This window comes from Pseudomonas sp. Z1-29 (assembly GCF_051131995.1).
In the GTDB taxonomy this organism is placed as follows: Bacteria; Pseudomonadota; Gammaproteobacteria; order Pseudomonadales; family Pseudomonadaceae; genus Aquipseudomonas.
Genome location: NZ_CP071645.1, coordinates 3,016,420 through 3,030,019, shown reverse-complemented (window position 1 = coordinate 3,030,019; position 13,600 = coordinate 3,016,420). Strand labels below are relative to the sequence as shown.

Here is a 13,600-nt window from a genome sequence, read left to right as displayed (position 1 = left end):
TGATCTTGAACGTATCCACTGCGCAAATAGCCGCTCCGTTTGTCACCCAGGCACCTGTAGTCATGGACTGCAAACTGGACAAGATTTTTTATGGCAACTTCATGGCGGTCCGTGACAGCCATGTGCCGATCGAGAAAAACAAGATCACCGGGTTCATTGGTCCTTCCGGCTGCGGCAAGAGCACCGTGTTGCGCAGCCTCAACCGGATGAACGACCTGGTGAAAGGGTTCCGTTTCGAAGGCCACGTGCATTTCCTCGGACAGGACGTCTACGGCAAGGGTGTTGACCCGGTGGTCGTGCGCCGTTACATCGGCATGGTATTCCAGCAGCCGAACCCGTTTTCGATGAGCATTTTCGACAACGTCGCGTTCGGCCTGCGCCTCAACCGCTACAAGGGCGACATCGGTGACCGGGTCAAGCATGCGCTGCAAGGCGCCGCGCTGTGGGACGAAGTCAAGGACAAGCTCAAGGTCAGCGGCCTGTCGCTCTCCGGCGGCCAGCAACAGCGCCTGTGCATTGCCCGCGCCATCGCCACCGAGCCGGAAGTGCTGCTGTTGGATGAACCGTGTTCGGCACTCGACCCGATCGCTACCCGGCGGGTCGAGGAGCTGATGGTCGAGTTGAAGAAGGACTACACCATCGCCCTGGTGACCCACAACATGCAGCAGGCCATCCGCGTGGCTGACACCACGGCGTTTTTCTCGGTGGATATTTCCCAGGGCACGCGCACCGGTTATCTGGTCGAGATGGGCCCGACGACGCAGATTTTCGACAACCCGCGTGAACAGATGACCGGCGATTACATCAGCGGCAAGTTCAGCTAAGCCACACTTCAGGTCAAGGCCGCATCCCTGCAGAAGCCAAATGGATTTGGCGGGCATCCGGTAGACATTTACCAAGCGTTTTCCAAGGAGCACCAATGCCTGCTACGCATCGCCTTGATTTGCCAGCGATTGAACGCGCACTACGGGAAGTGCAGGACCGCTTCGCCCAGCTCAGCCGGCACTTCACCGAGCCGCGTGACCCGTTGACCGATGAAGTGCTGCAGAATGTGCTTGAAGGTTATGCGTTGGTTGACGAATATGTTGCCCGCGGCGTCGACCTGTTCGATCTGCAGCAACTGAACCTGATGCTGGAGATCAACGCCACGGTGCTCTGCGGCCGGGATCCGGCGCGCCGGTTGGAATACGCCCATCACCTGGCAGCGACCGAGGCGCATTTCTTCAACAATGTTGAAGGAGGCATCAAGGATTTGTACAACTGGTATTGTGCCTATCGCAGCGAGTCGGTGTGGAAGCGCGCGGCAGGCGTCTATGTACGGATTCTCAGCAAGCCGCAGTTGTTCATCGAAGGTAACAACCGCAGTGGGTCGCTTATTGTCAGCTATCTGCTGATGCGCGCGGGCTTGCCGCCGTTTGTGCTGACACTGGAAAATGCCGAAGGCTATTTCAACCCGTCTTCGGTGATACGCAACTCTGCCAAGCATGGCGTCAAGGCGTTGTACGAATTGCCCAAGATCAAGAAAAAATACGCAGCGTTTTTAGAAGAACAGGCACCCGATCCAATGAAGTTTTTTCTCAAAGGCGAGTCTTTGCCGCTTTCCCAAGGTGGCCATTGATGGACGTCAAATGCAGAACATTCAGCAGCCGGGTAGGGCAGGCCATCCGCGGCACATTGCCGACGCAGCTGTTCAAGCGCCAGCGCATACGGATTTCGTTTGATATCGATGACACGCTCGCCTGCCAACTCCACCACTGCGAAGTCGAGCAAAGCCGGCTGCCGGCCTGCATTCACCGTTGGCTGGGTGAGCCGCTGCGCCGGGGCACCCGTTCGCTGATCCGGGAACTGCGTCGCCAGGATTGCAGCATCTGGGTCTACACCTCGTCCGGCCGCACGCCGTCCTATATCCGCCGTTGGCTGCTGCTGTACGGCATCCGCGTCGACGGTGTGGTCAACAGCGTCCTGCACAACCGTGCCCTGACGGTGCATGGGCTGGAGAACTCACCCTCCAAGTACCCGCCGGCGTTCGATATCGACTTGCATGTCGATGACTCCGAAGGCGTGCAGCTCGAAGGCGATGACCATGGCTTTCGTGTTGTCGTGGTGCATCCGGAGGACGAGGGCTGGGCGCAGAAGGTGCTAGAGGCGGTCGCCGTTGTCCAGGCGCAGCTTGAGTGGCAGCAGATGTTCAGGCCCAAAGGAGCCGCGCAACAACGCGCGGAAGCTTCTTTGTCTTGATGCGATGCGGCCTGACCGCAAAAAAAGGCGCCATGGTGGCGCCTCAGTGGTTCAGGCGATCTTGATTACAACCTTTCCAAATGCTCCTTTTGCCAGGTGCTCGTAAGCTTCCCGGGCTTTCTCGAACGGATACACCTGATCGATCACTGGGCGAATCCTGTGTTGGTTGAGAAATGCATTCATCCGCTCGAACGATGAGCGCGGCGCCACCGCAATACCGCGAATGGTTGTCTGGCGAAAGATAAGAGGCATCAGTTCGAGTTCCGCAGTCTGGCCGGTCAAAAAGCCGATCTGCGCAATACGCCCGGATGCCTTGGTCGCTGCGATCGATTGATTGATGCCGCTGCCTCCGGCCACATCCAGCAGCAGATCCACGCCTTTACCCTCGGTCAGCTTCAGCACTTCGTCTGCCCAGTCTGGCGTAGTCCTGTAGTTGACGCCTGCTATGGCCCCCAATCCCTTCACGGCTTGCAGATTTTCGTCGCTGCTCGACGTTGCGATCACCTTGGCGCCGAGCGCAGTTGCGATCTGCACGGCAAATATGGACACACCGCCAGTGCCTTGGACCAATACGGTTTGTCCAGGCTCAATCTGCCCGAAGTCCACCAGTGAATACCATGCCGTGAGCGCGGCAATCGGCAGCGTAGCGGCCTCTTCATCGCTCATGTTGTCAGGCGCACCCACGGCGCTTTCCTGATGGATGATCATGTATTCGGCCAAGCCACCGGGCAATGGTGATCCAAAACAGTAATCCGGCTCATTGGGTCCGGGCTCGCCATCCAGCCAACGGGAGTACAGGTGCGAGTTGACCCGATCACCGATCTTGAAGCGCGTCACACCATCGCCAATTGCGACCACTGTTCCGGCCGCATCACTTACGGGAATGAGGGGCTTGGGCACCTTATGCGGCTCATAAATGCCGTCAACGATGGCCTTGTCGCGAAAATTGAGCGAGACAGCGCCAACCTTGACCAGCAATTCGCCGGGCCCCGGGCGTGGGGTAGCCGTCTCTTCCAGTTGCAGATTGTCGAGTCCGAAGTCTTTTAATAGCCAGGCTTTCATTGTGAATCTCCAAAGGAGTCAGTGACGGCAAACCGCAGAGGGTTCGCCTTCTGCACATGGTTCGCTTTTAGAGAGGCGCAATAAATGCGTGAAAAAAGACATGATTGTTATATTCTGCGGCAACAATAGCGTTCGCCAGGGCCTGACATCATGGAACTGCTGCAGTCAATGCGTCTGTTCGCCAGGCTTGCCGAACTCGGCAGCTTCACAAAAACTGCCGAGTCGCTGGATATAGGGCGGCCGCAGGTCACCCGTTCCATTCAGGAGCTGGAGACATCATTGGGTGTGCGCCTTTTCCAGCGCACGACCAGGAAGGTGGTGCTCACCGCCGAGGGTGAACGATTCTATGGGCGGGTACAGGAGATTCTTGCGGACATTTCTGCCGCAACTTCGATGTTCGACCGCACCGGGGCAACGCTTACGGGCCGACTTCGCGTCGATATCCCGACCGCTTTCGCGCAAATGGATTTCATCAGAAGCCTGAAAGCGTTCACCAGCACCTTCCCAGGCATCAACGTGATACTGGGCGTGACCGACCGAGCCGTTGACTTGATAGGAGAGGGCATAGACTGTGCGTTGCGCATAGGCGATTTACCGGACTCGACATTAGTCGCTCGCCCCGTTGCATGGGCGACGATGGTGACGTGCGCGGCGCCCGAATATCTCGCCAGGCACGGCGAACCCCAGACACTCGGCGACCTGGTCTCCCATCGAGGGGTGAACTTCTTGTCCGGTCAGAGCAACAGGCCGTTGTCCTGGCATTTCTTGGTGGAAGGCCAGGATCGAGCGTTCGTAAGTAACCCCGCCATCACCGTCACTGAATCGAATGCGTACGTGCAGTGCGGTGTGTCGGGCTTCGGAATAATCCAGGCGCCAGGCATCGCTGTGGCCGGGTATCTGGAAAGCGGCGCTTTGGTGGAGATTCTGAGACCCTTTCGACCAGCTCCTCGCCCAGTGTCGTTGCTATACCCAAGCCGGACGCACCTGGCGCCGCAAGTGCAGGTTCTTCTCGAATGGCTGCAAGAGCACTTTGTTCAGCTTCATCCCGAGTGGCTGGAACGATAGAGGTTCAGGAACATCTTGAGCCCGTCAGGACAGGCGAGAGAGTCAGGCTGTCATGGCGCGATTCAAGGCAACGATTTGCTCATGTGAAAGCTGACTGCCGGGCGCCATGAACCTGGCGATCAATGCGTCGCGGTTTTGCGCCGCCCGAGTCTTGTCAGCCGCGTCCAGGGCCAATTTCAACGCCGGCAATGTCAACTCGGTGCAGTAAGCCGGTGTACCTGGTTGCTGACGCCAAGAGTCTTCAAGGTTGCCAGCGGCAAATGCGCTAAAGCCGGTGTCCTCGACGAGATCCTGCGCAACCGCCAAAGCGGCGGGATCGCTCCCTGCGACAGGTAACGCTATGCGTGTTGAGGACCCGGCTGGCTGGCCCTTATCGGCAAGCGTGGCGGCGAGCAGGGCGTTCCAGGCCTTGATGACCGGGCGGCCAAGCTGTTCGCTGACCCAGATGCTCTCGGGCTTGCCGGCATCGACGTCCTTGATCGCCCCGTCACGGCCTGGATAGTAATTGGAGGTGTCGATGACGACGGTCTTTTCAGGGACGTTACTGAATGCCTGCCCGAGTTCGGGGTGTTTTGCGAACGGGATCGAGAGGATAACCGCGTCCACCCCAGACACAGCCTCTTCCCTGGTCACTGCCTTTACACCGATTTCGCTGGCGAGTTTCTGTAGGCTTTCAGGACCCTTCGAGTTCGCCAGCTTGATTTCATGGCCGCACGCAGCGAGCTTGCGGGCAAGGGTGGCTCCAATGTTGCCCGCGCCGATAATTCCGATCTTCATTTCGATGGCCTCGCATAAAAAGTTATCAAAATTTCATCATTCAGCTGGCGCTTTGTATCCCGCCAGCATTTTCAGAACCTCGTCATGTGTACCATCCGCTTCGGCAAACCGTAATGGCTTGGCGCGCTCGACGACAAGTTCCTGTGGCGTCGGGGTGATGGCGAGGAGTTCGAAGATTCCATCCAGGAACTGCTCCAGGGGCATGGCGTGTTCGTCGTTTTCCTGCCCAAGCAAAGTGGTACGCACACCCGGCGGCGCAAGCTCGATGACTTCGACCGAAGACGCCTCCAGCTGTACTCGAAGACTTTGAGTAAAGGAGTGCACGGCCGCTTTGGTTGCGCTGTAGGTCGGCGTCGCCGGCAGCGGGACGAATGCCAGGGCGGAGCTGACATTCACAATCGTTGCGCTGGGCTGTTTGATCAGATGCGGCGTAAACGCGTACACCATGCGAATCGTGCCGAGCAGGTTGGTGGTCACGATATCTTCGGCGGTACTCAGATTGTCCGGCGCAGTCAGGTCCTCCCATTGCATGATGCCTGCGTTGTTGATCAGGACGTTCAGGTTCGGATGGCTGATCGCAAGGGTTTCGCTGGCATGCAGGATGGATTGTGGATCGCAGACATCCAGCAATATCGATTCGATACCCGGATGTTCCGACACGACTTTGTCGAGCAGCGCCTTGCGACGTCCCGCGATAATCACTTTGTTTCCCGCCTCGTGAAGCCTGAGCGCAAGGCCAAGGCCTATGCCTGAAGAGCCGCCAGTGACCAGGATCGTGTTGCCAGTGCGGTTCATAGTAAACTCCGGTGATGAAATTCAAGCGGACAGCTGTCCACTTACGCAACGTACCGGACAGATGTCCGCTTAGCAATGCATTCAAGGAAAATTTTTGCTCATGCCTGACGAACTGGTGATGCGTGCTGACGCCAAGAAAAACCGTGAACGGATACTGGAGGTCGCCGTAACAGAGCTGACCCTCGATCCCGCGGTCCCGCTGAGCACGATTGCGAAGAAAGCCGGGGTAGGCCAGGGCACGTTCTATCGCCACTTCGCCACCCGCGAAAAATTGGTATTCGAGGTCTATCAATTCGAAATGCAGCAGGTGGCTTCGTTGGCGGAACAACTGCTCGCCACGAAACCGCCGAAGGAAGCCCTCCGGGAATGGATGGACTGCCTCGCCGAATATGCGATGACCAAGGCCGGACTTGCGAGTGCGATACGCCAGGCCGCTTCTGCCTATGAGTTTCCGGGGAAGTCGGGATACGCGCCGATGCTGGCGGCGGCAGAATTGCTCTTGAGGGCTAACGAAAAGGCTGGAACGATTCGTAGCGGAGTGACCAGCGACGACTTTTTCCTGGCCACTGCCGGAATCTGGCAAATGGATTGCCAGAGCGAATGGCATCCACGTTTCTCCAGGTTGATGGATCTGGTCATGGATGGCCTGTGCGCGGGCAGCCCTGAAAGCCTGAAGAGGGACAAGGACTAGTTTTCAAATCTCAAGGCGTCGGCAAACCCGTGGGGAGGGAGGGGCTGGCGTTCCAATGCGCGGCGCTCACAAAAGGGGCCGCTACGCAGCCCAGCGGGAGCAAGCTCCCTCGCCACGGTTCGTGAATCAGTAGAGTCAGAACGCCGGGACCGCTTCCTCACGCTCAACTGTGGATGGGGAATACCGCGGGTAATCGGTGAATCCTTGTTCATTGCCGCCGTACAGTCCGGTGGCATCAAGAGCGTTGAGCGGCCAACCATTGGCGATACGCTGGGGCAGGTCGGGGTTGGCGATAAACGGCCGGCCGAATGCGACCAGATCGGCCAGGCCCGACTCGATCAGGCGCGCCGCGCGGTCAGCGGTGTACAGCCCGGCATAGATGATGCGGCCGGTGAAGGTGCTTCGCACCTCGCGCCGAAACGCCTCGGGCAGGTCCGGCGCATTCGGCCAGTCGGCTTCGGCGATGGACAGATAGGCGATGCCTGCCTGCTCAAGCACCTTGATGGCTTCGATGTAGGTCTGGTGCGGGTCGTCCTCGACGAAGCCGATGTACACGCGGTCTTCTTCGGTGCTGGTGAACAGCGGCGTGAAGCGCACGCCCACACGGTCGGGCCCGACCACGGCGCTGACGGCCCGGACCACTTCGCGCAGGAAACGCAGGCGATTGTGCAGCGAGCCGCCGTAGTCATCGGTGCGCTGGTTGGCATGGGCGGAAATGAACTGATTGACCAGATAACCGTTGGCCGCGTGGATCTCGATGCCATCGAAACCGGCCGCCAGGGCGTTGCGTGCGGCCTGGGCATAGAGTTCGACCAGCGCCTTGATCTCGGCGACGCTCAGCTCGCGCGGAGTGGAGGGTTCGATCAGCGTGCCGGTGCCGGGACCGGTTTCGATAAAGGCTTTGACCTTTTTCGCCTGGATCGCCGACGGTGCGACAGGGGCGGCGTTTTCCGGTTGCAGTGCGCTGTGTGACACGCGACCGACATGCCAGAGCTGGGCAAAAATTACCCCGCCCTCAGCGTGAACCGCCTCGGTGACGGTGCGCCAGCCATCGATCTGCGCCTGGCTGTAAATGCCCGGCGTCCAGGCATAACCCTTGCCACGGGGTTCGATTTGGGTGCCTTCGCTGATGATCAGGCCGGCACTCGCGCGCTGTTGGTAATAGCGGGCCATGAGGGCTGTGGGCACGTCACCGGGCTGGCCGCTGCGTTGACGGGTCAGGGGCGGCATGACGATGCGATTTTTCAGCGTCAGTCGGCCTAGCGAGGTGTGTTCGAACAGCGAGCTGTATTTCATAACAATATTCCTTGGTGGCGAGCTATCGGCGCGATAAGGGCGGGAGACCTGCGACGTCTCCCGCGGCAACAGGCTCAAGCCTCGTTCAGCAGATCGATAAGGACCTGCGCGGCTTCGCTTGACGAACCCGGGTTCTGACCGGTGATCAGCAGACCGTCACGCACCACGTAGGAGGACCAGTCGGCGCCTTTCGAATACAGGCCGCCGTTGACCTTGAGCATGTCCTCGACCAGGAACGGCACGACATCGGTCAGGCCTACCGCGGCTTCTTCGGTATTGGTGAAACCGGCAACTTTTTTGCCCTGGACCAGCGGAGTACCGTCAGGCTTTTTCACGTGGCGCAGCACGCCAGGCGCGTGGCACACCAAGGCGACAGGCTTGCCGGCGGCCTGGAAAGACTCGATCAAGCGGATCGAGACCGGATCTTCGGCCAGGTCCCACAGCGGGCCGTGGCCGCCTGGGTAGAAAACCGCATCGAAATCGTCTGGCGAGACACTGTCCAGGCGCACGGTGCTGGCAAGCAAGGCGGTCGCTTCAGGATCGGCTTCGAAACGGCGGGTCAGGTCAGTCTGAAAGGACGGCTCGTTACTCTTCGGATCAAGCGGTGGCTGCCCACCCTCAGGCGACGCCAGAACGATCTCGGCCTTGGCGTCGAGGAAAGCGTAGTAGGGCGCCGCCAGCTCTTCGAGCCAGAAGCCGGTCTTGCGGCCGGTGTTGCCGAGGGTGTCGTGCGAGGTCAGTACCATGAGAACTTTCATTTCGATTTTCCTGTTGAGAGTGTGTCGCATCAGTTTGAATAGACCAGTCGTCTAGCACCTGGGCAAAAAAATCAAGCTGCAAAAGGCGTCGCCCAAACCTCAGAGTGGGTGGCTTTCACGAGCTGCTGCTTTGCGATGCGTAGAACGTGTGGCTACCTTAATTTCAAATTAGACCAGTCGTCTAGTAATATTTTTATTTTTTCGCATCACGGTTTGTTGGAGGAGGGTGCAGACAGGCTAAAGCTGCGCAGGACACGCTTCAGATGAGTAGGGATAGGCAGATTTTGATGCCAGGAGGCAGCGGTATCGATCAGGTAAGGCTGAGAATCTGGCGAGTCGTCGCCATTGCCGTCTCGAAAGGCTGGACACTCTTGGTGATCTTGACCATGACACTGGCACCGACCCACAGCTGATAGAGACTTTGCGCGACCGCATGAGGCTCGGCAACGGACTCCAGGGAGCCTTCGGCGATTCCGCTCTCGATCGCCACGGCCAGGCGGTCGGTGATACCCGCTGTGCCGCGCTTGAGCACCGCGCGCATCGCCTCTGAAAGGTCGGCGACTTCCACGCCCAGCTTCACCGCCAGGCATTTGCCCTGGCAATCCTGGAACGATTGAGTCTGTTGCCAGATGTCCCAGTACTTCATCAGACGCTGAGCCATCGTCAGGCCAGGCAGCGCGAGAACCTCGTCCAGCTCCGCCAGATAGCTCGCGAAATAGCTTTCAAGCAATGCCTCGCCGAAGGCGTCTTTTGAGCCGAAGTAGTGGTAGAAGGATCCTTTTGGCACACCCGCAGTGGCCAGGATTTCATTCAGGCCCACGGCGGAATAGCCTTTGGCGGCCATGATTCGTTGGCCTACATCAAGGATTTCCTGGCGGACGTCGGAGGTTTCGCGGGTCTTTGGGCTGCTCATGGGGCGATCTTATTCGTTACTAGACGATCAGTCTACTATTGCTCATCCGCTTGATCGTTTGCCGCCATCGGACGGCCCATGCGTTGCGCGTCCCAGACCGTCATGACCTGCGTAACCGCGGCGTCCAAGGTCTCAAGGGAGGCGCCGTCCCGCGCCAATACCGACAGGCCCAACAGGAAACTGTCGAACACCGCGGCCAGCGCTTCCGAGGCCACTGTTGCCGGCAGCTCTCCGGCGGCGATGGCGCGATCTACACAGGCCTTGATTCCGGCACGGTTGGCGGTTCTTGCCTCAGCGAGCGGCCGGGAGATGGCTTTGCTTTCTTCCGAGCAGGCACTCAGATAACCCAGTGACACCAGGCAGCCTTTGGGATGGTCTGTCTCGCATTGCATTTTCGCCGAGCGGCGCAGCGTGCATTCGATCGCCTCCCTGGGGGGCAGGGTGGTGTCGAACAGGCTCTCCATCACCCTGCCATGGGTAGTCAGGTAGCGTTCCATCACTTCGTTGAACAACGCCTGCTTGGAGCCAAACGCTGCATAAAAGCTCGGTGCGGTGATGCCGCCACCGATGTTGGCCTTGAGCTGGCTGAGCGACGTCGCATCATAGCCATGCTCCCAGAACAGATGCAGCGCCTGCGTGATTGCCGCGTCACGGTCAAACGTGCGCGGCCGTCCCATCTGAGCCATGAAAACCCTCCTGTCGAGTGACATAAATACTAATCGATACAAAAGTGGTTGACCAGCGGAGCAACGCCTCCCTAGTATTTATACCGATCGATATATAACTCGCGGAGCATCGAATGGTCACCAACGAACGACAGGGCGCGAAGCTGCCCTATGGAGCACTGCTGGCGCTGGCAATGACCGGATTCATCTGCATCGTGACGGAGACGCTGCCGGCAGGTCTGCTGCCTGAGATTGGCGATGGCCTGGGCGTCTCACCATCCCTGGCCGGGCAGATGGTAACGGTGTATGCGCTCGGCTCACTACTGGCAGCCATCCCGCTGACCATCGCTACCCAAACCTGGCGCCGCAGGACGGTGCTGCTTCTCACCGTGGTCGGTTTCCTGGTGTTCAATTCCATTACCGCGCTGTCTTCCGTTTACTGGCTGACTCTGATCGCACGTTTTTTTGCCGGTGTTTCGGCGGGGTTGGCCTGGAGCCTCATCGCGGGTTACGCACGGCGCATGGTCGTCCCGGCCTTGCAGGGGCGCGCCTTGGCGGTAGCGATGGTCGGCACGCCCATCGCGTTGTCGCTGGGCGTGCCCCTGGGAACCTGGCTTGGCGGGGCGATAGGGTGGCGCATGTCGTTTGGTCTGATGTCCGGATTGACCCTGGCGTTGATCGCTTGGGTGCTGATCAAAGTGCCGGATTACCCAGGTCAATCCTCCTCCCAGCGTCTGGGCTTGCGTCAGGTCTTGTTCACGCCTGGCGTGCGCGCCGTGCTCGGCGTTGTGCTGACCTGGATGCTGGCCCACAACCTTCTCTATACGTACATCGCGCCATTTGTCTCCGGCGCAGGGCTGGGCCGGCATGTCGATGTGGTCCTGCTGGTCTTCGGTGTCGCGGCGCTGGCTGGCATCTGGATCTCCGGGCGGCTGGTCGATCGCCATCTGCGAGCGGCGGTATTGACCAGCCTCGCTACGTTCGCCGCCGTATCGGTCTTCCTCGGAATATTTTCAGCTTGCGCCGCAGCGATCTATCTCGGCGTTTTCATCTGGGGCCTGACCTTCGGCGGCGCCGCAACGTTGCTGCAAACGGCCTTGGCCGACGCAGCAGGCGAGGGCGCCGACGTTGCGCTGTCGATGAACGTGGTGGTGTGGAACAGCGCAATCGCCGGCGGCGGGTTATTGGGCGGGGTGTTGCTTGGCCAATGGGGCGTCAGCACTTTTCCCTGGGTGCTGTTGGTGTTGCTGCTCGCCAGCCTGGCGCTCGCGCTCCGAGCGCGGGTGCATGGCTTTCCGCAGGGCGAAAGATATGCCGGTCATGGCGCAGCCGCGCATTGATTGGAATGAACTCGATAGAGTCGAATAAAAAAACCACTCGATGAGTGGTTTTTTACATCCCTACGTTCAAAAGGCGACGGGATAAGACGTTTCGTTCAGCACAGTCGCTTTTGATCCAAAGGTGAGGTGAATCAGTTTCCTTGGCTTCGGGTCCCAACAGAAGAACCGACCCACGGAGCGCATCTGCGCAAGGTCCACGACGATAACCGACTCCACAGGCATGACCGTTTCGGTCCAGAACAACACGTAGAGGTCATCGGCGACATCGAAATAAGCGCACCGCTCGACGTCGGCCAGACCTTTCTCAGCCCCGTTCACGCAGTGCCAGGCCATGGTTTGCGCGCCGAAGTAGACGTGCTCATACCAATCGTCCGCGCTGTAGCGGTACAGCACGCGCTTACCGACCAGGCCGGCCCCTTGAACGATGGGCGCGCCCCCAGGCTCGCCATCGACCACGGCAGTCACGAAATCTGTACGCGTACGTTTTTCGCCTCCTCTGTCATAAAAAAGGGAGACAGCCGCCAGTACATCACCGGTTTCGTATTTCCAGACCAGGGTGGCCGACTCCTGGTGTTCGGGCTTGAGGAAGTCGATGAAAAAGATACCGGGGCGAACCTCCACCGCTTCGTAGGTTTCTGTTTCGGATTCACCGGTGCCTTCGCCCTCCAGGATGGTCCAGGTCAACGTATTCCCATCAACAAAATGGTGCTCGATCAGCCAACCGTTGGCAAAGCGAAGGTTGGCTTTTTTTCCTGCCAGAAATAGGGACGGAGCGTATTTGTACTCATTAAAACCGTCGGCCATTTCCTCAAGCGTCGGCCATTGCTCTTCAGGCACGAATGGTTGGTTCTTCAGTTCTTGTTCGATCTGATAGCTCACGATGTCTCCTCGTTTACGGCCGGTTCCGATTGAGGTTTCATCCTAGGAGCGGGCGCAATCAATGTCTTGGCGCCGAGCGCCATCGCTTGTGCTGGAGTGACACATTTCCAACAAGCCGGAGGGTCAATTGCATTCGGTTGAAAACTGATGGCGATAGTCGCGGGGAGAAATGCCGAATCGCAGCTTGAACGCCTTGGAAAAATGGCTCACATCATTGAAGCCCCAGGCGTAGGCGATGGCGGTGATTTTTTCATGGGCGGCTGCCTGGCTGATGGTCTCGGCACAGCGTTGCAGTCGCTGTTCCAATATGTGCCGGCCGATGGTGGTGCCTTGCTGGGCGAAGAGCCGATGCAGGTTTCTGACCGATGTACCGATGGCTTCTGCCAGACGCTCGGCACACAACTCGCTATCGCAAAGATGCCGTTCGATCAGGATTTTTGCCTTGATCAGTTTCTGCGCCTGGCCGCTGGAGTCTCCGCCCTCGATTGCACTGCTCACCCCAGGGCGCAACAGCATCAGCAATGCGTCGAACAATGCCGCACTCTCTTGCGGTAGCAGGTTCGAAGAATCGAATAGCCGTTGGGTCATCAGGCCGGCCATGCCCCCCAAAGCGCTGCTGGCAACCAAGGGACGGTTGAATATCAATTGCCTCTGCCCCAAGCGTTGGTGCAGCGCTTGGCGGGGAATGATCAGCGACATCTGGTCGCTCAGGGCATCGAAGTAAAAATCGCAAGGCTGCGTGATGTCCAGCAACACTAGGTCGCCCTTGTCCAGGCGGGCGCGATTGTCAGCCTGGCACATCAATGCGCTACCACCGACTTGCAGCACCAGGTAGAAAAAATCTTTGTCATCGGCCCGAATATCGCTGCGGGCGCGGTGCAAGTGCTGGCAATTGCTGATGATGCGCGAGCCATCCAACGCGGAATCTGTGCCCGTCAGATTTTTCATCGCGCCGGTAAAGCTCGCGAGGCCGGGCCCGGAAGGCGGCTCGGCGTGAAAGGTTCCGCATTTCTGACCGAGGTCGTGTTGCCAGGCCTCGAAGCCCTGGGCGCCCGTATAGAGCGGTTCTGTTTGCCAAGTGTTGTACATCGTTACCTCGGCTGCCGGCTGCACGCCGGTTT

15 protein-coding genes are annotated in these 13,600 nt (G+C 58.9%); 6 read left to right on the top strand and 9 right to left on the bottom strand.

Annotation, left to right across the window (positions count from 1 at the left end; all coding sequences use genetic code 11):
* The first annotated feature begins 62 nt into the window (after positions 1 to 62).
* The 3 genes from pstB (at position 63) to J3P84_RS13820 (ending at position 2,238) form a co-directional block, all read left to right on the top strand.
* Entirely contained in the window at positions 63 to 824 is a 762-nt protein-coding gene (gene pstB, locus J3P84_RS13830) for a phosphate ABC transporter ATP-binding protein PstB (RefSeq protein ID WP_025214260.1), read from the top strand.
* Positions 825 to 919: 95 nt separating this feature from the next.
* Positions 920 to 1,618 (top strand): hypothetical protein, encoded by a 699-nt coding sequence (locus J3P84_RS13825; protein ID WP_305501063.1) that lies wholly within the window; start codon positions 920 to 922, stop codon positions 1,616 to 1,618.
* A complete protein-coding gene (locus J3P84_RS13820) occupies positions 1,618 to 2,238 on the top strand; it encodes a hypothetical protein (protein ID WP_434623632.1) in 621 nt (206 codons plus the stop codon). Before J3P84_RS13825 ends, J3P84_RS13820 begins: the two co-directional genes overlap by 1 nt.
* A 51-nt stretch (positions 2,239 to 2,289) precedes the next feature.
* On the opposite strand, the gene J3P84_RS13815 is transcribed toward J3P84_RS13820, so the two are convergent.
* Positions 2,290 to 3,300, bottom strand: coding sequence for a zinc-dependent alcohol dehydrogenase family protein (locus J3P84_RS13815; RefSeq protein WP_434623630.1), 1,011 nt, complete (start codon positions 3,298 to 3,300; stop codon positions 2,290 to 2,292).
* A gap of 150 nt (positions 3,301 to 3,450) precedes the next feature.
* On the opposite strand from J3P84_RS13815, the gene J3P84_RS13810 reads away from it, so the two are divergent.
* Positions 3,451 to 4,365 carry a LysR substrate-binding domain-containing protein gene (locus J3P84_RS13810; protein ID WP_434623628.1) on the top strand — a complete coding sequence of 305 codons (915 nt, stop codon included), beginning with the start codon at positions 3,451 to 3,453 and terminating at the stop codon, positions 4,363 to 4,365.
* Positions 4,366 to 4,407: 42 nt separating this feature from the next.
* Here the strand turns inward: J3P84_RS13810 and J3P84_RS13805 are convergent, their stop codons facing one another.
* Positions 4,408 to 5,142, bottom strand: a complete 735-nt coding sequence (locus J3P84_RS13805) for an NADPH-dependent F420 reductase (RefSeq protein WP_434623626.1) — start codon at positions 5,140 to 5,142, stop codon at positions 4,408 to 4,410.
* A gap of 36 nt (positions 5,143 to 5,178) precedes the next feature.
* Entirely contained in the window at positions 5,179 to 5,937 is a 759-nt protein-coding gene (locus tag J3P84_RS13800) for an SDR family oxidoreductase (protein ID WP_434623624.1), read from the bottom strand.
* Positions 5,938 to 6,037: 100 nt separating this feature from the next.
* Here J3P84_RS13800 and J3P84_RS13795 point away from each other — a divergent pair, with 100 nt between their 5' ends.
* Positions 6,038 to 6,628, top strand: a complete 591-nt coding sequence (locus tag J3P84_RS13795; protein WP_434623622.1) for a TetR/AcrR family transcriptional regulator — start codon at positions 6,038 to 6,040, stop codon at positions 6,626 to 6,628.
* Between the two features lie 135 nt (positions 6,629 to 6,763).
* Here J3P84_RS13795 and J3P84_RS13790 read toward each other — a convergent pair whose 3' ends face one another.
* The 4 genes from J3P84_RS13790 to J3P84_RS13775 all read right to left on the bottom strand — a co-directional run bounded on the left by J3P84_RS13790 (position 6,764) and on the right by J3P84_RS13775 (position 10,281).
* Positions 6,764 to 7,924 (bottom strand): alkene reductase, encoded by a 1,161-nt coding sequence (locus J3P84_RS13790; protein WP_434623620.1) that lies wholly within the window; start codon positions 7,922 to 7,924, stop codon positions 6,764 to 6,766.
* Positions 7,925 to 7,998: 74 nt separating this feature from the next.
* Positions 7,999 to 8,682, bottom strand: coding sequence for a type 1 glutamine amidotransferase domain-containing protein (locus J3P84_RS13785; RefSeq protein WP_434623618.1), 684 nt, complete (start codon positions 8,680 to 8,682; stop codon positions 7,999 to 8,001).
* Positions 8,683 to 8,992: 310 nt separating this feature from the next.
* Complete coding sequence (locus J3P84_RS13780) at positions 8,993 to 9,595, bottom strand: TetR/AcrR family transcriptional regulator (RefSeq protein WP_434600778.1); 603 nt, start codon at positions 9,593 to 9,595, stop codon at positions 8,993 to 8,995.
* 35 nt (positions 9,596 to 9,630) lie between these two features.
* Entirely contained in the window at positions 9,631 to 10,281 is a 651-nt protein-coding gene (locus J3P84_RS13775; RefSeq protein ID WP_434623616.1) for a TetR/AcrR family transcriptional regulator, read from the bottom strand.
* A gap of 113 nt (positions 10,282 to 10,394) precedes the next feature.
* On the opposite strand from J3P84_RS13775, the gene J3P84_RS13770 reads away from it, so the two are divergent.
* Positions 10,395 to 11,600, top strand: a complete 1,206-nt coding sequence (locus J3P84_RS13770) for an MFS transporter (RefSeq protein ID WP_434623614.1) — start codon at positions 10,395 to 10,397, stop codon at positions 11,598 to 11,600.
* Positions 11,601 to 11,666: 66 nt separating this feature from the next.
* Here J3P84_RS13770 and J3P84_RS13765 read toward each other — a convergent pair whose 3' ends face one another.
* Positions 11,667 to 12,479, bottom strand: coding sequence for a molybdenum cofactor biosynthesis F family protein (locus tag J3P84_RS13765; RefSeq protein WP_434623612.1), 813 nt, complete (start codon positions 12,477 to 12,479; stop codon positions 11,667 to 11,669).
* 123 nt (positions 12,480 to 12,602) lie between these two features.
* A complete protein-coding gene (feaR, locus tag J3P84_RS13760) occupies positions 12,603 to 13,568 on the bottom strand; it encodes a transcriptional regulator FeaR (protein ID WP_434600780.1) in 966 nt (321 codons plus the stop codon).
* Positions 13,569 to 13,600: the final 32 nt, after the last annotated feature.

What these genes read in the sequence shown, in the direction of transcription:
- J3P84_RS13770 (WP_434623614.1), top strand. Translation starts at nt 10,395, where the DNA reads ATGGTCACCAACGAACGACAGGGCGCGAAGCTGCCCTATGGAGCACTG.
- J3P84_RS13775 (WP_434623616.1), bottom strand. Translation starts at nt 10,281, where the DNA reads ATGGCTCAGATGGGACGGCCGCGCACGTTTGACCGTGACGCGGCAATC.
- J3P84_RS13780 (WP_434600778.1), bottom strand. Translation starts at nt 9,595, where the DNA reads ATGAGCAGCCCAAAGACCCGCGAAACCTCCGACGTCCGCCAGGAAATC.
- J3P84_RS13800 (WP_434623624.1), bottom strand. Translation starts at nt 5,937, where the DNA reads ATGAACCGCACTGGCAACACGATCCTGGTCACTGGCGGCTCTTCAGGC.
- J3P84_RS13810 (WP_434623628.1), top strand. Translation starts at nt 3,451, where the DNA reads ATGGAACTGCTGCAGTCAATGCGTCTGTTCGCCAGGCTTGCCGAACTC.
- feaR (WP_434600780.1), bottom strand. Translation starts at nt 13,568, where the DNA reads ATGTACAACACTTGGCAAACAGAACCGCTCTATACGGGCGCCCAGGGC.
- J3P84_RS13825 (WP_305501063.1), top strand. Translation starts at nt 920, where the DNA reads ATGCCTGCTACGCATCGCCTTGATTTGCCAGCGATTGAACGCGCACTA.
- J3P84_RS13785 (WP_434623618.1), bottom strand. Translation starts at nt 8,682, where the DNA reads ATGAAAGTTCTCATGGTACTGACCTCGCACGACACCCTCGGCAACACC.
- J3P84_RS13815 (WP_434623630.1), bottom strand. Translation starts at nt 3,300, where the DNA reads ATGAAAGCCTGGCTATTAAAAGACTTCGGACTCGACAATCTGCAACTG.
- pstB (WP_025214260.1), top strand. Translation starts at nt 63, where the DNA reads ATGGACTGCAAACTGGACAAGATTTTTTATGGCAACTTCATGGCGGTC.
- J3P84_RS13790 (WP_434623620.1), bottom strand. Translation starts at nt 7,924, where the DNA reads ATGAAATACAGCTCGCTGTTCGAACACACCTCGCTAGGCCGACTGACG.
- J3P84_RS13805 (WP_434623626.1), bottom strand. Translation starts at nt 5,142, where the DNA reads ATGAAGATCGGAATTATCGGCGCGGGCAACATTGGAGCCACCCTTGCC.
- J3P84_RS13820 (WP_434623632.1), top strand. Translation starts at nt 1,618, where the DNA reads ATGGACGTCAAATGCAGAACATTCAGCAGCCGGGTAGGGCAGGCCATC.
- J3P84_RS13795 (WP_434623622.1), top strand. Translation starts at nt 6,038, where the DNA reads ATGCCTGACGAACTGGTGATGCGTGCTGACGCCAAGAAAAACCGTGAA.